The 19,727-nt window shown below is 37.4% G+C and carries 12 protein-coding genes, 2 tRNA genes and 3 rRNA genes; 5 read left to right on the top strand and 12 right to left on the bottom strand.

The annotated features are described in order from the left end of the window. Positions 1 to 57: 57 nt before the first annotated feature. Together ACOOWA_RS09890 and ACOOWA_RS09885 are read right to left on the bottom strand one after the other, a co-directional pair. The gene (locus ACOOWA_RS09890; RefSeq protein WP_421374933.1) at positions 58 to 882 is read right to left on the bottom strand and encodes an anti-sigma factor; all 825 of its coding nucleotides are present in this window, start codon (positions 880 to 882) and stop codon (positions 58 to 60) included. Position 883: 1 nt separating this feature from the next. Then, on the bottom strand, positions 884 to 1,393 hold the full coding sequence (locus ACOOWA_RS09885; protein WP_421374932.1) for an RNA polymerase sigma factor: 510 nt from the start codon (positions 1,391 to 1,393) through the stop codon (positions 884 to 886). 316 nt (positions 1,394 to 1,709) lie between these two features. Here ACOOWA_RS09885 and ACOOWA_RS09880 point away from each other — a divergent pair, with 316 nt between their 5' ends. Then, a complete protein-coding gene (locus tag ACOOWA_RS09880; protein WP_421374931.1) occupies positions 1,710 to 2,276 on the top strand; it encodes a fasciclin domain-containing protein in 567 nt (188 codons plus the stop codon). Positions 2,277 to 2,364: 88 nt separating this feature from the next. Here the strand turns inward: ACOOWA_RS09880 and ACOOWA_RS09875 are convergent, their stop codons facing one another. The 3 genes from ACOOWA_RS09875 to ACOOWA_RS09865 are packed head-to-tail and all read right to left on the bottom strand — an operon-like array spanning position 2,365 to position 5,110. Further along, positions 2,365 to 3,126 (bottom strand): hypothetical protein, encoded by a 762-nt coding sequence (locus ACOOWA_RS09875; protein ID WP_421374930.1) that lies wholly within the window; start codon positions 3,124 to 3,126, stop codon positions 2,365 to 2,367. A 9-nt stretch (positions 3,127 to 3,135) separates the two neighbouring features. Beyond that, on the bottom strand, positions 3,136 to 4,218 hold the full coding sequence (locus ACOOWA_RS09870) for a PorV/PorQ family protein (RefSeq protein ID WP_421374929.1): 1,083 nt from the start codon (positions 4,216 to 4,218) through the stop codon (positions 3,136 to 3,138). Positions 4,219 to 4,231: 13 nt separating this feature from the next. Continuing rightward, positions 4,232 to 5,110, bottom strand: a complete 879-nt coding sequence (locus ACOOWA_RS09865) for a DMT family transporter (RefSeq protein WP_421374928.1) — start codon at positions 5,108 to 5,110, stop codon at positions 4,232 to 4,234. A 378-nt stretch (positions 5,111 to 5,488) separates the two neighbouring features. On the opposite strand from ACOOWA_RS09865, the gene ACOOWA_RS09860 reads away from it, so the two are divergent. Together ACOOWA_RS09860 and ACOOWA_RS09855 are read left to right on the top strand one after the other, a co-directional pair. Beyond that, positions 5,489 to 7,117, top strand: coding sequence for an acyl-CoA carboxylase subunit beta (locus ACOOWA_RS09860; protein ID WP_421374927.1), 1,629 nt, complete (start codon positions 5,489 to 5,491; stop codon positions 7,115 to 7,117). Between the two features lie 182 nt (positions 7,118 to 7,299). Then, complete coding sequence (locus ACOOWA_RS09855; RefSeq protein WP_421374926.1) at positions 7,300 to 7,767, top strand: VanZ family protein; 468 nt, start codon at positions 7,300 to 7,302, stop codon at positions 7,765 to 7,767. 8 nt (positions 7,768 to 7,775) lie between these two features. Here ACOOWA_RS09855 and ACOOWA_RS09850 read toward each other — a convergent pair whose 3' ends face one another. The 7 genes from ACOOWA_RS09850 to ACOOWA_RS09820 form a co-directional block, all read right to left on the bottom strand. Beyond that, positions 7,776 to 8,255: a hypothetical protein gene (locus ACOOWA_RS09850; RefSeq protein WP_421374925.1), complete on the bottom strand. Its 480-nt coding sequence runs from the start codon at positions 8,253 to 8,255 to the stop codon at positions 7,776 to 7,778. Positions 8,256 to 9,312: 1,057 nt separating this feature from the next. Further along, positions 9,313 to 9,420 (bottom strand): 5S ribosomal RNA (gene rrf / locus ACOOWA_RS09845). A gap of 149 nt (positions 9,421 to 9,569) precedes the next feature. Further along, positions 9,570 to 12,336: ribosomal RNA gene (locus tag ACOOWA_RS09840) — 23S ribosomal RNA — on the bottom strand. A gap of 202 nt (positions 12,337 to 12,538) precedes the next feature. Continuing rightward, positions 12,539 to 12,615, bottom strand: a tRNA-Ala gene (locus ACOOWA_RS09835). Between the two features lie 82 nt (positions 12,616 to 12,697). Further along, a tRNA-Ile gene (locus ACOOWA_RS09830) sits at positions 12,698 to 12,771 on the bottom strand. 208 nt (positions 12,772 to 12,979) lie between these two features. Then, positions 12,980 to 14,496 (bottom strand): 16S ribosomal RNA (locus ACOOWA_RS09825). The 16S, 23S and 5S rRNA genes sit together here with 2 tRNA genes alongside, the layout of an rRNA operon. Positions 14,497 to 15,666: 1,170 nt before the next feature. Next, a complete protein-coding gene (locus ACOOWA_RS09820) occupies positions 15,667 to 15,960 on the bottom strand; it encodes a helix-turn-helix domain-containing protein (RefSeq protein WP_421374924.1) in 294 nt (97 codons plus the stop codon). Positions 15,961 to 16,142: 182 nt separating this feature from the next. On the opposite strand from ACOOWA_RS09820, the gene ccoN reads away from it, so the two are divergent. Both ccoN and ACOOWA_RS09810 read left to right on the top strand, forming a co-directional pair. Then, positions 16,143 to 18,422 carry a cytochrome-c oxidase, cbb3-type subunit I gene (gene ccoN, locus ACOOWA_RS09815; RefSeq protein ID WP_421374923.1) on the top strand — a complete coding sequence of 760 codons (2,280 nt, stop codon included), beginning with the start codon at positions 16,143 to 16,145 and terminating at the stop codon, positions 18,420 to 18,422. Between the two features lie 18 nt (positions 18,423 to 18,440). After that, a complete protein-coding gene (locus tag ACOOWA_RS09810; protein WP_421374922.1) occupies positions 18,441 to 19,319 on the top strand; it encodes a cytochrome c in 879 nt (292 codons plus the stop codon). Positions 19,320 to 19,727: the final 408 nt, after the last annotated feature.

Here is a 19,727-nt window from a genome sequence, read left to right as displayed (position 1 = left end):
TAAAATCTCTTATCTTTTTCGATAAGAGATTTTTTTATGATATAGAAGAGCTGGAAATTAAACTCCGCCCATTACATACATGTTTTCCATTGTAGGAACTGTACTTCCACCCTGTTTTTCCAAAGTAATAGCAAAAGCCTGCGCATTTGGAATATTGGCAAGAGCTATTTTTGCATCTTTTTCATCAGAATACATTCCTGCGCTTACTGGTTTTCCGTCTGCAATTGCCCACAATTGATATTGCATTCCTTCAGGAGCTTTTGGCAAGCTATTTGAAGTCAAATAAACATCCTTAGACGTTTTATCCCAATATACCACAGCATTGGATTCGGGGTGTTTTTCTACACCTGCCAAAACAATTTTAAGCATATTCGGATTAGAAGTAACCTGCAATTTTCGTTCTAAATTTTGCATTGCAAGGTCATGAGACTGCTTTTCAGATTTTAAAACAGCAATTTCATTTTTGATTTCTTTCTGGCTATTCATCCAATAAAGATTTCCTCCAATACTTACTAAAAATAAAACAGAGGCAGCAACTGCGAAGTTCTTCCAGCTGTTATTTTTCTCAATTTTTATTTCCGGCTCTGATTGTTGAATTTCCGCTTTTGGCTCGACAATATTGATCGGAACTACAGGTTTTTCATCAGGAACATTTTGTTCAAGTTGAATTTTATCCCAGATTTTTGATTTTAAATCGTTGGGTGGTGTCACTGCCTGCGCAGTTGCAAGCAATTCGAAAGTTTTTTGCGCCTCTTCAAAAGCGGCTTTTACTTCTGCATTATTCTTCATCACACATTCCAAAATACCTGCTTCCTCGGGAGAAGCAAGACCTAGAATGTAAGATTCTAGAATTCCGGATGATATGTATTCTTTACTATCCAATTTATTGATAATCTTTTAACAAGTCTTTTAGTTTCATCAATGCACTACGCATCTTAGTTTTAACAGTGCCTAAAGGCATATTCAGTTTTTCTGATATTTCACTCTGCGTGTATCCTTGATAATAGGCAAGATCAATAAGTTCCTGCTTATCAGACTCCAAACTTTCAAGCACTTTATTAAAGCCAATAAAATCTGCATTATTGGTGGTTGAAAGCTCCGCATTCTCATATACGAAATCCGGAAGAGGTTGGTTTTTGAGTTGGTTTTGAAAGCTCTTAGATTTAAGATAATCAATCGCTGTATTTCTTGCAATATTAATCATCCAGGTATAAAATCTACCTTTCGCAGAGTCATATTGATGAATAGAATTCCAGATTTTCACAAAAACATCCTGAATAATTTCTTCTGTATATTCTTTAGACTGAACAATTCTCAGGATCACACCATATAATGCGCCCGAATAGTTGTCATACAAATGATGAAAACCAGATTCACTTTGCTGTCTCAGCAAAATGATAAGTTCGTCCTCTGAATATTTTGTTTTAATTGTGAATAATTTTCAATTCAAATATAATAAAACAAAATGACAATAAGAAATTTCTCAGAAAAAGTTTTAAAACAAAATCTTTTGATCAGGAAGCAGCAAATAAAAATTAAAAATTTTAACACAAATTTTAATGTATAAAATTTAACAAACTAAAAAACAGTTAATTATAGTTAAAATTAAAATTTCTAAATCTAAAGCAATCCGCTATTCGTAAATGAGAGTAAGAACAGAAATTTATAAGATCACTCAAGTAGTAATAATAATTTAAAATTAAAGAAAAATGAACTCAAGATCAAAAATCGCAGTATTCGGAATGGTGGCTTTATCATTCGCATTCAGTGGAAATGTAGCTGCACAAATGAAAGAAAAAACAGTAATGGTAGGTGGTGCAGCAATGTATCCTTCTAAAAATATTGTTGAAAATGCAGTGAACTCTAAAGACCACAAAACATTGGTTGCCGCAGTAAAAGCAGCCGGTTTGGTTGAAACATTGCAAAGTAAAGGCCCGTTTACAGTTTTCGCACCTACAGATGCGGCTTTCGCAAAATTACCTGCAGGAACTGTTGAAAATTTAGTGAAACCTGAAAACAAGGCAATGCTTACTAAGATTTTAACGTATCATGTTTTACCTGGAAAATACAGTTCGAAACAAGTTTGGGCAGCTGTAAAAGCAGGAAACGGAAAAGCAATGATGAAAACTGTTGAAGGTGAAGAATTAACTTTCTGGACAAAAGGAAAAGATTTATATGTGACTGATGCAAAAGGTAACAAAGCGAAAGTTACGATTGCCGATGTTAATCAGTCAAATGGTGTGATTCACGTAATTGATACGGTATTAATGCCGTAGTTTTAGTTTTTTATGGTTTATTTTAAGGAAGCCTTACCTGAAATTATCGGGTAAGGCTTTTTTATGTTTTATTGAAAAGATTTTGAGCTTATTTTATGGGAGCGAAAACTTCTTTAGAAAATTCCTCATTACCTTTAGGCATTTCGATGACTATGTTTCCATTTTCAAAATAACCGGTTGTAGATTCTCCTGAACCTAATTTTACTCTGAAAACATCTTTCTTGGTTGTTTCTTTTAAAGTTGCAAAAGGAACTGAACTGTTTCCATCTACTAAAATAAACTGGGAAGCATCCATCTGGATTTTCTGAAGATTCAATTTTCCGTTGCTGTATCTTTCTGCTTTTGTCGAAGCTTGAGATTTTGGCTCGCTACTTTGCGGATCTTGTTTTACAGTTTCTCTATTTACATTCACTTCCTGCTTATAAACAGTATTTTCAACAGGTCTTGAAACAGGAATATTAACCAAAGCTTTAGACAAAGCATCTTTAAAACCTTCTTCAAATTCTTTTATTGATGTACTTCCTTTTTGAGAAGAAATTACTTTGTTGTTGCAATCTTTAAAATCTAAAACTAATTTATTTCTCAGAAAACCACTGTCATTAGTAATATCAGCATTCAAAACACTGCACGGATTTGCATTGGCTTCTTCCGGCCATTGACCTCTGTTTTCTGAGATTACAGTATATTGTTTTGATTTTAATTTAGTAGTTAAAAAAGTGCTGAGACCATAATTATCTTTTTTAAAACTTTCAAACGTACTCGGAACAACTACGTATTTATAATCTGAAACTTTCTGTGCATACGATAACATGACACAAAAAGACGATATAACGATTGATAATTTTTTCATAAAATTTAATTAGTCATTTCTAAATTCTCCCATATCCAGTTTTAATGAGAAGAAATTAGAATAAAAATTAGAACCTCCGATTCCTGAATTGCTGATGGCATAATCCAGTGTTAAACCTCTGTAACGAATTCCGATACCTGCACTCGGCTGGAAAGAAACTTTTCTCTGAAGATCTTCAATATCTGTAATAGACTGAAATCTGTTGACTCCCAATCTTACAAAAATCATTTTCTGATACCCTAATTCAGCTCCTGCATAAGGTGTAATACTTGCAAAATCTGTTGAAAGAAGTGCGGCAGTTTTAGCAAAATCTACATTAATTCCTGCTTCCGGTAAAACATATAAGCTGCTGTTGATATTGAATAATTTACTCGCACCTGCATTTAATTTGGGCATTGTTAATTCCATTTTATCGGTTGGAGCAGGGTTGAATTCTTCTCCGTTTACAATGGTCGACAATTCTTTCTGATTAACACTCCAAAAATTGACCGTCGTTGTTGCATCACGAAGAACTCCACCGAATTTCCAACCGTTATCAGCTTTATAAATTGCTCCAACATCAAAACCAAAACCATATCCGCTTGCAAATTTACCTACATTTCTGTAAACGATTTTCGCATTCACACCGACATCTAATTTTGGATTTCCACCAGGATTGAATGCGTAAGATATAATTCCTGCATAATCTGACTGAGAGAATTTTGTAATTTTATCATAATCAATGTTTCCTTCCGTATCGATTAACTGAGTCGTATTTAAAATATTATCAACACCTAAACGAACTACAGAAACTCCAAAAACTCCGTTTTCTAAAACTTTTGAGTAAGCTAAATAATCATATTTTGCGATAGATTCGAAATATTCGGCGTGCATTGCTGCACCTTGCCAATCTTTTGTAATACCATTCAAACCAGCGGGGTTCCACATTGGGGAATATACATCATCCTGACTGGTAATTACTGCACCGCCCATACCGATACCTCTTGCTCCGGCTCCGATATTTAGAAATTCATTGGAATATTTTCTGATAATCTGAGATTGAGAAAACCCGAATAAAAGGGAGAATATTAATAGTAGATATTTTTTCATCATGTATAATTGATGCTTAGTTAATGTTTTTTTGTTTTCTAGTTTTTATCAGTGCGTTGGCTACAATTGCTAAAATCATCACCAAAGATGCCCCATAAAATACAGGACTCATTTCTTCCGATTCTCCAAAGATAAAAAAAGCTAGTATAATTCCGTAAACTGGTTCTAAATTAACTGTTAAAATTAGTGTGAAAGGCGAAATGTATTTCATGAGCTTTACAGATTCAAACATCGGATAGGCTGTAAACACACTTGCCAACAAGCCTATTAACGCCAAATCTTTGTAATTTATTTCGTTCATCTGCATGATTTGTCCCGTTACCAGATAAAATAGCATCAAAATAAACCATCCTGAGAAAATTTCGTAGAAAATAATATTTCCTGAACTCGTTTTTCCGAAAAGTTTACCATTAAAAACAGAAAAGACAGTTCCGAAAATTGCACACAAAATACCGTAGAAAATCCCTTCTTTGTACTGGAATTCTGTTTTAAATATTAATAGTATACAGGCAACAATGACGATTCCCATAATGACTTCGGAAATATCTATTTTTCTTTTAAAAACTATCGGCTCTAAAACTGAAGCAAATAACGTTGATAAAGAAAGGCAACTCAACGCAATAGAAACATTGGAAACTTTAATAGAATAAAAAAAGCAGTACCAATGCAGCGCCATGAAAAAACCTACTCCCGCTAACTGGAAAAATAATTTTTTCGAAACCCGGATGCTTTCTTTTTTATAAATTCTGATAAAAGCATACAGAAAAACAGCGGCAAACAACATCCTGTAGAAAACCAGAATCTGAGCATTTGCTGTAATCAGTTTACCTAAAATTGCTGTAAAGCCCCATAAAAAAACAATTAAATGTAATCTGAAAAGTGCTAATTTTTGCATGTTGATCTGTCGAATTTAAAACAGACAAATTTACGAATAGCATTCCATTAAATTAAAAAAAACACAAATGAAAGGTGATTATTTTCAGAGATAATTAAATTTACAAAAAACCTTTAAAAATCTAAAAACCCTGAAAGTTTATGCAACTTTCAGGGCCTTCAAATAATAAACTATTAAAAAAATAAACTAGGAACTTAGAGTAGAAACTTTCGCTTCAATTACTCTATTGTAAAGTTAGCAAAATATGAACCAAAAAAAACACAAAATTCGTTAAAAATTTCACAAAATACTAAAAACCAAAACTTTAACCAGATAAATTTCTTATTATACTACTTTGCCTAAAAATAGTATCTTTAGGCAGATTAAAATATAAATTTCATGGATATTGAATTTAACAAAAGAGAAGATCAAAATAAATTAAAATTATCTGAAATCAACCGTTTGCTGAATGAAATTAAAAAAGGCGGTGGCGAAAAAAGACTTCAGAAGCTTCGTGATGAAGGAAAAATGACGGCAAGAGAAAGAATAGAATATCTTCTTGATAAAGATTCAGATTCCATAGAAATTGGTGCTTTTGCAGGTTATGAAATGTATGAAGAACACGGAGGTTGCCCAAGTGGCGGCGTTGTAGTCGTCATGGGTTACGTTTCCGGAAAGCAATGTTTGGTTGTAGCCAATGATGCCTCTGTAAAAGCTGGAGCTTGGTTTCCGATTACCGGAAAGAAAAACCTTAGAGCTCAGGAAATCGCCATGGAAAACAGACTTCCGATTATTTATCTGGTAGATTCTGCAGGTGTTTATCTTCCGATGCAGGACGAAATTTTCCCTGATAAAGAAATGTTCGGCAGAATTTTCAGAAATAATGCAAAAATGAGCGCTGCAGGAATTATCCAGATTTCTGCGGTTATGGGAAGCTGTGTTGCGGGAGGAGCTTATCTTCCGATCATGAGCGACGAAGCAATGATTGTAGACAAAACAGGTTCTATTTTCCTGGCCGGAAGTTATTTGGTAAAAGCTGCGATTGGTGAAACGATTGATAATGAAACTCTAGGCGGAGCAACAACTCACTGTTCGATTTCGGGAGTTACTGATTATAAAGCTAAAGACGATAAAGATGCTTTAGACCGAATTAAAAATATTATGAAATCTGTCGGAAGCTATGAAAAAGCAGGGTTTGACAGAATTGAAAGTTTTCCTCCAAAAGAAAAACCTGAAAATATTTTTGGAATTATGCCGGCTTCAAGAGCTGAGCAATATGATACTTTAGAAATCATTAAATGTATCGTTGATAATTCTGAATTTGAAGAATACAAACCCGATTACGGTAAAACGATTATTTGTGCAACAGCAAGAGTTGACGGTTGGTCTGTAGGAATTGTTGCCAACCAAAGAAAACTGGTAAAAAGCGGAAAAGGCGAATTGCAGTTTGGCGGAGTTATTTATTCTGATTCTGCGGATAAAGCAACGAGATTTATTGCCAACTGCAACCAAAGAAAAATTCCTTTGATCTTTTTACAGGATGTAACAGGATTTATGGTAGGTTCAAAATCCGAACACGGAGGAATTATCAAAGACGGAGCAAAAATGGTGAATGCAGTTTCTAATTCTGTTGTTCCTAAATTTACAATCATTACAGGAAATTCTTACGGAGCAGGAAATTACGCTATGTGCGGAAAAGCGTATGACCCAAGACTAATTGTAGCTTGGCCATGGGCAGATTTAGCGGTTATGGGAGGAACTCAGGCTGCAAAAGTTTTAGCACAAATTCAGGAATCAACTTTGAAAAAACAAGGTAAAGAAATTTCTGAAAAAGAACATAACGAAATTTTAGATTCTATTACTAAAAAATATCAGAAACAAACTGAATCTACTTATTCTGCTGCAAGATTATGGACTGATGCAATCATCAATCCTGCAGACACCAGAAAATGGATTTCTATGGGAATTGAAGCAGCAGATCATTCTCCGATTACCGAGAAATTTAACTTGGGAGTCATTCAGGTTTAAATAAACATTTAGATAAAACTAATAAGCCTTACATAACAGTGAGGCTTTTTTATTATGTTAAATAGTATTAAAGAATAATAAAGTCTTTTAAAGCCCACAATAAAGGTTAGATATTTGATGTTATAGCAATACCAAACTAAACCTGCAAAACTCTTTTTATTACTAATCCCAAAAGGAAACCTATGAAAAGATATTTTGCGGTATTTATTACGATTTACACTATTTTTTTACTCTATATGATGTTTTTTGGCTCAGGAAGAGAAGCTTCTGATATTTCTTATGTTCAGACAGAACCTTTTATTACCATCCAAAAATTTTTCAAGGATTCAAGCATTGGTAAAGAAGATTTTTTCATCAATATTGTAGGAAACATTTTCGTTTTCAGTCCTTTTGGTTGGCTGGGATTATGCGTAAAGAGATTTAATAAAATTATTCCAACAAGTTTGTATTTCCTGTTAATTATTACTTCTGTCGAAACACTACAATATATCACAGGTCGCGGTGTTGCAGATATTGATGATATTTTTCTTAATACTTTAGGGATGTTAATCGGATTTTTCCTTTTTAAATATGCAACCTGGAAGAATATTGCCAATATTAGGTTTCACTTTCAACTTTTGGATGAAAAAAAGTTAAGTCCAGCCTCTTAATTTGATAATTATTTTGTTAAGTTTAAATACGCAGAAACAATTTCTTTAAGATTCTGAATATGAATTTCAGAAATTTCTCTACGACTTGAAAGCATTTTTCCTTTCATTTCGATTTCCATCGATTTAGATTCATTAAGAGCCAAAATAAATTGTAAGTTTTTACTAATATCATCGTCAAAACCTTCTTCATTTAAATTCATACTTCCTGTAAGACTATAATGATTAACTTCAAACTTTTTACCATCGATGATGACATTGCACTCATAAGGTAAAATTAACTGATCAACTGTTCCTTTAAATTTTAGCCTGAAAATTTTTATGCAGTCATTTTCCACAGTAATATAACCATACATCGACACATTTTTATCCCAATCTTGATTTCTTTGAAGATATAAATCTGAATTTTTATCTAATTTTTTATAATCAAACTGTTTTCTGAGAAGTGAAATTTCATTTAAAGTTAATTTTTTAGAAGGAGAACTTTGCAATCTTAAAAATTCACTATTAACTTTTGCTATTTGTTTATTTTTGGATTCAAAATCTATATTTGTTAAATCAGAATCAGCTCTGAAAAGATTAAAATTAACTGGCTTAACATACTTTTCCCTGAATTTACTTTTGGAAAAACGGCTTACTCTTTCACCAGCCTTAAATTTCCTATATGCTTCTATGTATGCTAATGTATCATTATCAGAATAAAAAACATTCGTTTTATAGGTTGCTTTAATGTCTGTAGAATTCTTTATCTTCTCAACATACTTATATTTCTTCTTTCATTACAACCTTGTAGCCAAATAATATTACACAATAACAGGCTTAATTTTAAAATAAAAGAAATCTTAATATTGGAGAACATAAAAGTACATATTTAGGCTAAAGTTAATAATAGAAAGTAGTATATCCCAATAATTGGAAAATAAATTATAATTTTCATATTATCTCAGCCGATCTTCCTCACTACTATCTTTTCTATACTCAGAAGTTTCAAGAAACATTTCTTCAGCTACTTATGATAGTAAAATGTTATTTACAATAAGTGTGCATTAAAGTCACTACTATTCTAAAAACATTAACTACTAGATTCATTACTTTTTCAAGATTTTTGCTGTTAATTCTAGTCAGCTTTAATATAAAGTTTATACTATAAATGAATCTGAATTTTGAGCTTGGATAAGAAATTTCCGATGTTGACTATCAATATAATTTACAGCAGAGAATTTAGAATTTTCATGTTGAGCTCTGAAGTTTTAATTTTGGTAATGGTGTTTCAGTTTTGAACTATAAATATTGAACTAAGAATATTAAAACTTACATTTTGGATGTTGTTTTCTTTTTGCATTTGTCTTTTGCCTTTTGCATTTGAATTTGCCCTTTGCCTTTTTAAATTGTTAATTTGAATTCTTTTTGCATATCCTTTAGTTTAGATCCAAAAAAAGTCTGATACAAAGATGTATGAGACTGTATGAAACTTTATGAGACTGTATGAGACTGTAAAACTTAAAAACAAAAAACTCCTCTAATCTTTCGATTGAGGAGTTGAATAAAAACTGGCGGCGACCTACTCTCCCGCTTTCGCAGTACCATCGGCGCTGGTGGGCTTAACTTCTGTGTTCGGAATGGGAACAGGTGAGCCCCACCGCTAAAACCACCCTAAAGGCTGTATATTAAGAGGTTAGATTTTAGTCGTCAGAGGTTAGTGAATGACTAACTTCTAATCTCTAGTTTCTAACTTCTGATTTTAATCGATAAAAACATTCACAAAGAGAGAACCTTTAATTGCGCAATAAAGCATCAGCCAATCAGGCTATAAATCTACGGGTAATTAGTACTACTCGGCTATGCTGTTACCAACTTTACACCTGTAGCCTATCAACGTCGTCATCTCCAACGACCCTTAAAAGATGTCTCATCTTGAGGCGAGTTTCGCACTTATATGCTTTCAGTGCTTATCTCTTCCAAACGTAGCTACTCAGCGGTGCTCCTGGCGGAACAACTGATACACCAGAGGTTTGTTCAAATCGGTCCTCTCGTACTAGATTCAAGCCCTCTCAAACATCTAACGCCCGCAATAGATAGAGACCGAACTGTCTCACGACGTTCTGAACCCAGCTCGCGTGCCACTTTAATGGGCGAACAGCCCAACCCTTGGGACCTTCTCCAGCCCCAGGATGTGACGAGCCGACATCGAGGTGCCGAACCTCCCCGTCGATGTGAGCTCTTGGGGGAGACTAGCCTGTTATCCCCGGAGTACCTTTTATCCTATGAGCGATGGCCCTTCCATACGGAACCACCGGATCACTATGTCCTGCTTTCGCACCTGATCGACTTGTAGGTCTCACAGTCAAGCACCCTTATGCCATTACACTCTACGCACGGTTACCAAGCGTGCTGAGGGTACCTTTGAAAGCCTCCGTTACTCTTTTGGAGGCGACCACCCCAGTCAAACTACCCACCACGCAGTGTCCTTCCTTTCAGAAGTTAGGCTCCAAGTAAGTAAAGGGTGGTATTTCAACGTTGACTCCACAAACACTAGCGTGCCTGCTTCATAGTCTCCCACCTATCCTACACATTACTTACTCAAAGTCAATACGAAGTTATAGTAAAGGTTCACAGGGTCTTTTCGTCCCATTGCGGGTACTCGGCATCTTCACCGAGACTACAATTTCACAGAGCTCATGGTTGAGACAGTGCCCAGATCGTTACACCATTCGTGCAGGTCGGAACTTACCCGACAAGGAATTTCGCTACCTTAGGACCGTTATAGTTACGGCCGCCGTTTACTGGGGCTTCAGTCAAACGCTTCGCATTGCTGCTAACGCCCTTCCTTAACCTTCCAGCACCGGGCAGGTGTCAGACCCTATACAGCATCTTTCGATTTAGCAGAGTCCTGTGTTTTTGATAAACAGTCGCCTGGGCCTCTTTACTGCGGCCACCATTGCTGATGGCGTCTCTTCTTCCGAAGTTACGAGACTATTTTGCCTAGTTCCTTAACCATGATTCACTCTAGCACCTTAGGATTCTCTCCTCGACTACCTGTGTCGGTTTTGGTACGGGTTGCTTCACTTCGGCTTTTCTTGGAAGCACTTTCCTTACAGCAACTTCGCCCGAAGGCTAGGTCTTGACTATTCCGTCAGTCTCCAGTAAGTACGGCACTCCGTCCCCTTTTTAGTGTGAGCAAGTATGGGAATATTAACCCATTGTCCATCCACTACCCCTTTCGGGTTCGCGTTAGGTCCCGACTAACCCTCAGCTGATTAGCATGGCTGAGGAAACCTTAGTCTTTCGGTGAGCGGGTTTCTCGCCCGCTTTATCGTTACTTATGCCTACATTTTCTTTTCTATACGCTCCACCAAGACTCACGACTCAGCTTCTGTGCCTATAGAATGCTCCCCTACCAGATACAGTCCTATGACTGTAAATCCATAGCTTCGGTAATATGTTTATGCCCGATTATTATCCATGCCGGACCGCTCGACTAGTGAGCTGTTACGCACTCTTTAAATGAATGGCTGCTTCCAAGCCAACATCCTAGCTGTCAATGCAGTCCAACCGCGTTGCTTCAACTTAACATATATTTGGGGACCTTAGCTGTTGGTCTGGGTTCTTTCCCTCTCGGACACGGACCTTAGCACCCGCGCCCTCACTGCCGTGGAACATTTATTAGCATTCGGAGTTTGTCAGGAATTGGTAGGATTTGACTCCCCCGCATCCAATCAGTAGCTCTACCTCTAATAAACTTATACACGACGCTGCACCTAAATGCATTTCGGGGAGTACGAGCTATCTCCCAGTTTGATTGGCCTTTCACCCCTACCCACAGGTCATCCGAAGACTTTTCAACGTCAACCGGTTCGGTCCTCCACTTTGTGTTACCAAAGCTTCAACCTGCCCATGGGTAGATCACAAGGTTTCGCGTCTAATACTACTAACTAAGCGCCCTATTCAGACTCGCTTTCGCTCCGGCTCCGTACCTGAAGTACTTAACCTCGCTAGTAACATTAACTCGTAGGCTCATTATGCAAAAGGCACGCCGTCACCCAACTTGTGGGCTTCGACCGCTTGTAGGCGTACGGTTTCAGGTTCTATTTCACCCTTCTATTCGAAGTGCTTTTCACCTTTCCTTCACAGTACTTGTTCACTATCGGTCTTTCAGGAGTATTTAGCCTTGGAGGATGGTCCCCCCATATTCAAACAGGATTTCACGTGTCCCGCCCTACTCATTTATCACTCTAATATGCCTTTCATATACGGGGCTATCACCCTCTACGGCTGTTCTTTCCAGAACATTCTATTAAACATATAAAAGCTTTTGGGCTAATCCGCGTTCGCTCGCCACTACTTACGGAATCTCTTCGATTTCTTTTCCTCAGGGTACTTAGATGTTTCAGTTCTCCTGGTTTGCTTCCCGCATTAAGCGGGATGACTGGTCTTCAACCAGACGGGTTGCCCCATTCGGACATCTCGGGATCAATTCGTGTGTGCCAATCCCCCGAGCTTTTCGCAGCTTACCACGTCCTTCGTCGCCTCTGAAAGCCTAGGCATCCGCCATACGCCCTTAACGATTTCTTTCCTAATTGTTACATTAGTTCAGTATTTTTTTCCTAGCATTGCTGCTAAAATATTTTTGTAAACTCAAACGCTTTATTGCGCTCGGTTTTCTCTTTGTGATATCTTTACCGTTAATGTCAATGATCTTTTTGCTACTTCTGATCTATTCCGCAAAATATTGTTTTTGGCTCTATCTGCTTTTTTAAGAATAAACCATCGGTGATGGTGGAGAATAAGGGAGTCGAACCCTTGACCTCCTGCGTGCAAGGCAGGCGCTCTAGCCAGCTGAGCTAATTCCCCCTCTAGGTGCTTCCAGCTTATCGCTTCTTGCTATTGACTAATTGCCAGCAGCTAAAAGCTATTCGCCATCCGCTTCAATTAGTAGTCTCGGGCAGGCTCGAACTGCCGACCTCTACATTATCAGTGTAGCGCTCTAACCAGCTGAGCTACGAGACTCTTTGTTGTTTCGAGTTTCGAGTTTTGTGTTTCGAGTTTTAACGATTCACAAAATCTTCTCCCGTCTCTTCTGTTCCCTGATACTAATTTCTAGTGGGTTTGTATTTTATTATATATGACAACCAAATAAAAAACTAAAGCTAAAAAACTTTAAATAAGTACTTTTTGTACTTGCGTACTGTTTTGTTTAACGTCTTTAGACGCTCTAAAATGAGATGTTCCAGCCGCACCTTCCGGTACGGCTACCTTGTTACGACTTAGCCCTAGTTACTTGTTTTACCCTAGGCAGCTCCTGTTACGGTCACCGACTTCAGGTACCCCAAACTTCCATGGCTTGACGGGCGGTGTGTACAAGGCCCGGGAACGTATTCACCGCGCCATGGCTGATGCGCGATTACTAGCGATTCCAGCTTCATAGAGTCGAGTTGCAGACTCCAATCCGAACTGAGACCGGCTTTCGAGATTCGCATCTTATCACTAAGTAGCTGCCCTCTGTACCGGCCATTGTATTACGTGTGTGGCCCAAGGCGTAAGGGCCGTGATGATTTGACGTCATCCCCACCTTCCTCTCTACTTGCGTAGGCAGTCTCACTAGAGTCCCCAACTGAATGATGGCAACTAGTGACAGGGGTTGCGCTCGTTGCAGGACTTAACCTAACACCTCACGGCACGAGCTGACGACAACCATGCAGCACCTTGAAAATTGTCCGAAGAAAAGTCTATTTCTAAACCTGTCAATTCCCATTTAAGCCTTGGTAAGGTTCCTCGCGTATCATCGAATTAAACCACATAATCCACCGCTTGTGCGGGCCCCCGTCAATTCCTTTGAGTTTCATTCTTGCGAACGTACTCCCCAGGTGGCTAACTTATCACTTTCGCTTAGTCTCTGAACCCGAAAGCCCAAAAACGAGTTAGCATCGTTTACGGCGTGGACTACCAGGGTATCTAATCCTGTTCGCTCCCCACGCTTTCGTCCATCAGCGTCAGTTAAAACATAGTGACCTGCCTTCGCAATTGGTGTTCTAAGTAATATCTATGCATTTCACCGCTACACTACTTATTCCAGCCACTTCTACTTTACTCAAGACCTGCAGTATCAATGGCAGTTTCATAGTTAAGCTATGAGATTTCACCACTGACTTACAGATCCGCCTACGGACCCTTTAAACCCAATAAATCCGGATAACGCTTGCACCCTCCGTATTACCGCGGCTGCTGGCACGGAGTTAGCCGGTGCTTATTCATACTGTACCTTCAGCTACTCTCACGAAAGTAGGTTTATCCCAGTATAAAAGAAGTTTACAATCCATAGAACCGTCGTCCTTCACGCGGGATGGCTGGATCAGGCTCTCACCCATTGTCCAATATTCCTCACTGCTGCCTCCCGTAGGAGTCTGGTCCGTGTCTCAGTACCAGTGTGGGGGATCACCCTCTCAGGCCCCCTAAAGATCACTGACTTGGTAGGCCGTTACCCTACCAACTATCTAATCTTGCGCGTGCCCATCTCTATCCACCGGAGTTTTCAATACCAACTGATGCCAGTCAATATATTATGGGGTATTAATCTTCCTTTCGAAAGGCTATCCCCCTGATAAAGGCAGGTTGCACACGTGTTCCGCACCCGTACGCCGCTCTCTCTCTCCCGAAGAAGAAATACCGCTCGGCTTGCATGTGTTAGGCCTCCCGCTAGCGTTCATCCTGAGCCAGGATCAAACTCTCCATTGTATGTTTGTCTGACTCACTCAAAGTTTATTTAATACGCTTTAGTTTTTCCTTATTTTGGTTGTTATATTGTATTTCAATGATCTCTTATCTTCCGCTTCCTACTTCGCTACTTTCTGTCGTTTCGCTTATCGTATTTGCGTGTGCAAAAGTAAAACTTTATTTCTAATTGACAAAATGTTTTTAAAGAAAATTTAAAGTTTTTTGATGACCTTAATTCCTTTTATTTACATCTCCTCAATTCTACTCCTGCGCTCCCCGTATTGGGACTGCAAAGATACAAATATTTTTAACCCCCGCAACTCTTATCTCTAAAAATTTTAAAAGTTTTTTTTAATTCATATCCTATTAAATAATGCATCACCTTTCGATCACACATCCCCTAATAAAAGTATTTCTTAATGTTCCCCGCTTATCTAAAAGCTCCTCTGCGCTACTGAAGCTCTCTCGTTTTTCAGTGCGGCAAAAGTAGAAAATTTTTCCTTTACCAACCTAATTTATTTAACATAATGTTGTTATTTAATTCATATTAAAGCTTAACTCACTGGTTTGGTGCAAAGAAAATTTTGACTGTTGGGTGTTACGGTTGCATCAAACGGGTTGATATTTGATGTGCGGTGAGCAATAAAGGGGTGGATATAACGAAGAGAAGTACTGTTCGTGGGGATTTGAAGGAGATTTGGCGATCAACAAAACGAGAACCGGCAAACTTTTATCAAAGATGACATAAGTGCCGCTCCTAAGGAGCTCTGGTTGTTTTGAAATATCTTTCTACAAAGGTTTAGCTCCTACGGAGTCGTAGATAAAACTGCTTTAATGATTCTGTTAAGATACAGCTCGTGGAAGTTTTGAGCAATATCCGGAAACGTATTATTATAATTAATTTTCCACTTACATTAAATTTAAGTAAAAGCTTGGAGCAGATAATTTGTTGTTGAGCTAAATCTTGATTCAAAAATAAAAGAATGGAAATTATAAATACATATTATAGATATAGAATCACCTATATTGATACGAGAGCATAAAATCTCTCGTAAACCCAAACCCATAGCCCCGATCGAAACGGCATCCTTTTGTGATGAGCAACGAAGAGCAAAAGATAAAGGGGAGAGCGGGTGGAAGCTCATGAAAAATACCCCAGAAAATTTCTGAGGTAGTATATATATATAGATGTCACTGGAAATCTTGGGGTAAAGAAATATTATTTTTTTTCAGGTATTCTAATAGCTCATTATATTTAACTTCATAGTCGTCTGTTGAACATTTGTGAGAGATGCCGCAAATATCGGACGGCTTTATATTGAGGATGTCTGAAATTTTGGTGAGAATATCAAGATTGATTTTTACTTTAGCGTTTTCGATATCGGAATAAGCTTTCTGTGAAATTCCCATTTCGAACGCCATGTATTCCTGAGTAAGATCTTTGTCACGTCTTATTTTTCTGATATTTTGTCCACAAATCTTCATCTCACAATTGCTTTAGTAGTTTTCGGTATATTTTAGAAGTATATCTAATAGCCTCAGACAAAGTTAGTAAATACCTTTGTCAAAACATTACACACGCAGCATGATATTTATTTTCGGGTAAGAAAACCTTTACTGAAAGAAATTTCAACGAAAAATATTGTCCGCTGCAAGACACAAGACTTATGGAGACGCAAAAATTTAATTATGACAATAATATTGTCAGAGCATTCCTCTATGCCACTGTTGTATTTGGAATTATTGGATTTATTTTAGGCTTAACTGCCGCTTTGATGCTTTTTTATCCGGAGTTGCCAGAATTTTTATTCGGAACCGATGATACGACCATTCAAAGTTTACGAAGTGGAAATATCCAAGGATTAATCAATTCTCAGGGAGCTTTAGGCTTCGGGAGAATCAGAATGCTTCATACGAGTGCCGTTATTTTCGCTTTTGTCTGCAACTCATTTTTCTGCGGTGCTTATTACAGTATGCAGAGATTACTTAAAACAAGAATGTACAGTGATACTCTTTCATGGATTCATTTCTGGAGCTGGCAAATTATGATTATTGCCGTAGTGATTACTTTTCTGATGGGAATCAATACTTCAAAAGAATATGCAGAACACGAATGGCCGATTGATATTTTGATTACAGTTTCATGGGTCATTTTCGGAATCAATATGTTCGGAACGATTGCCAAAAGAAGAGTGCGTCATTTATATGTAGCCATCTGGTTTTACATTGCCACATGGATTGCGGTTGCGATGCTTCATATATTCAATAATCTTGAAGTCCCATTATCATTCACAAGCTGGAAATCCTACTCTGCTTATTCAGGAGTGAAAGATGCATTGGTTCAATGGTGGTACGGTCACAATGCAGTTGCATTTGTTTTAACAACTCCGGTTTTAGGCTTGATGTATTATTTTATGCCTAAAGCAGCAAACAGACCTGTATTTTCATATAAGCTTTCCATCATTCACTTCTGGTCATTAATCTTCGTTTACCTTTGGGCAGGACCTCATCATCTTCAATATACCGCGCTTCCAGCTTGGGCTCAAGCGGTGGGAACAGGCTTCTCCATCATGCTGATTGCGCCATCTTGGGGCGGAATGCTGAATGGATTATTAACTTTAAGAGGAGCATGGGATAAAGTAAGAGAAAATCCTATTCTTAAATTCTTCGTAGTGGCTGTAACCTGTTACGGAATGGCAACTTTCGAAGGTCCGCTCTTAGCTACGAAATCTTTAAATAAAATTGGGCATTACACCGATTGGGTAATTGGTCACGTTCATTTGGGAGCTTTAGGATGGAATGGTTTTATGGCATTCGGAGTGGTTTATTATTTAGTTCCAATCATGTGGAGAACCGAACTCTGGTCTAAAAAATTAGCCAACTGGCATTTCTGGTTGGGAACTTTAGGAATAATTTTTTATGCTGTTCCGATGTATATTGCAGGATTTACGCAAGGTTTAATGTGGAAACAGTTTAATCCGGACGGAACTTTATTGTGGAAAAACTGGCTGGATACCGTCACCGCGATTATTCCTTACTTTAAATTAAGATTCTTAGGCGGATTATTGTATTTGGGAGGAGGAATTTTAATGGTCGTAAATGTTTACAAAACAGTAAAAGCCGGAAAATTCCAGAAAAACGTTCCTGCGGAAGCTCCTGCTTTAGCGAATGTTGGAAGCGCAAGAAAAGAAGGTGAAGGTGTACATCTTTGGCTTGAAAGAACTCCTCATTTACTATCAATACTAGCTTTCGTCGCCATTGCCATCGGCGGATTAGTAGAAATTGTACCTACTCTGACTGTAAAAAGCAACTTGCCAACAATATCTGCGGTGAAACCTTATTCACCTTTAGAATTGGAAGGACGGGATCTCTATATAAGAGAAGGCTGTAATTCCTGTCACTCACAAATGATCAGACCTTTCCGTGATGAAGTTAACAGATTTGACGGGAAAAACGGACAGTATTCCAAAGCCGGAGAATTCATTTATGACAGACCATTTTTATGGGGTTCAAAAAGAACGGGACCAGATTTGCACAGAGAAGGCGAAAGAAACCCGGACTCTTGGCACTTCAAACACATGTACAACCCAAGAATCACTTCTGCAGGTTCTATTATGCCACGTTTCCCTTGGTTGATTACAAATAAATTGGATCGTTCTCAAATGATTGATAAAATGAAACTGATGAAAAACACATTTGATGTTACTTATACAAAAGCACAAATCGATTCAGCCGACAAATGGGCAGATAATCAATCTAAGGCAATTGTGAAAAGAATTTATGCTGAAGCAACCGATGTAAAAGACCAAATGGATAAAGAGAAAACTTCCAAAGGAAACAGTTTTGTTCCAATGGATCAGAGAGAAATTATCGCATTGATTGCTTACTTGCAAAGATTGGGAACTGATATCAAGACCACGGAAATAAAAACAGCACGTGTAGATTAATTTTAAATCATCATTAAAATGAAAAAGAGAACCCCCATATCTATATATATTGTCATAACGGTAGGAATTACGACAATGACGTTCGAAATGTTCACACAGGATTCCAACTATTTTTCAACACCGTTTTTCTGGGCGTTGCTGATAATCATTACGATTTTACTGCTTATTATGAATTCTATAGGAGATTTGGTTGAAAACGAAAGATTCAGCAGACTGACCGATAAAGAAAAGCAGGAATACATCACTGAAAAATCAACTCCATATTATCAAAAACTTTGGAATTCAGCTTTTAAAAAGCAATCGCAGAGTGAAGAAAAAGATATTTTAATTGATCATGGTTTTGACGGAATTACAGAACTCGACAATTCTTTACCAAAATGGTGGATCGGACTTTTCTATTTCGGAATTATTTTCTGCGCTGTCTACATCATTGCATTTGCTTTCACAGATTATGCCCATCCCGATATTGAATATGACAAAGAAACCAAAATTCAATTAGCTTCCATCGAAGAATATGAAAAAAATGCTCCACAAATTAATTTAGAAACCGCAAAATACAGTTCAGATTATATTGCAGAAGGTGAACAATTATTTAAAACCAATTGTGTAACCTGTCACGGAAATGACGGAAAAGGCGGCATCGGTCCCAATTTAACCGATACACACTGGATTAACATTAAAGAGAAAAGCTTATTTAAAAATGTTTTCTGGATGCTTGAAAACGGCTCACCCAAAAACCCAACGATGCGTCCATTCATTAAAGAAGGAACAATTACCGGAAGAGATGCCGAAAAAATTGCTTCCTATATCTATCATATCAATCAGGAAAAAGCGCCGATTACCGAAAAACAAGGCGGAGCAGCTCCAAAAGGCGAAATCGCAAAATGGCAAGAATAATAACTCATCTAAATATATAAACTATGAATTGAATCTCCATCAGATGAATGTCGCGGTTGTAACTCAACTAACATCTGAAAACCTATTCACTTTAAATATTCCATAATATTTAATATCAACTGAGACATTCATCAACCTAAAACCTGTTCACTGAGCAGGTTTTGGTCATTACAAAATATACCACATATACATTAAATTCACACCATTTAGAGTGGTTGGCAAACATATTGCTGATATTTGGAGATAAAGTCTCCTTCTAAAGACTTTTTCATATCACACAATCATGGTAAAACTCATCAAATTTCAGGTTTTTAAGATCTAAAGACATAAAGAATATAATAAAAATCGGCAAAATCCAGGATTTGCCAACCCAAAAAACGAATTGTATATTTGTCTAAATCACGAAAA

Origin of the sequence: Chryseobacterium sp. GP-SGM7 (assembly GCF_049166575.1) — a bacterium.
In the GTDB taxonomy this organism is placed as follows: domain Bacteria; phylum Bacteroidota; class Bacteroidia; order Flavobacteriales; family Weeksellaceae; genus Chryseobacterium.
The sequence above is the reverse complement of the archived record's forward strand: the minus strand, read 5'-3'. Positions and strand labels throughout refer to the sequence as shown.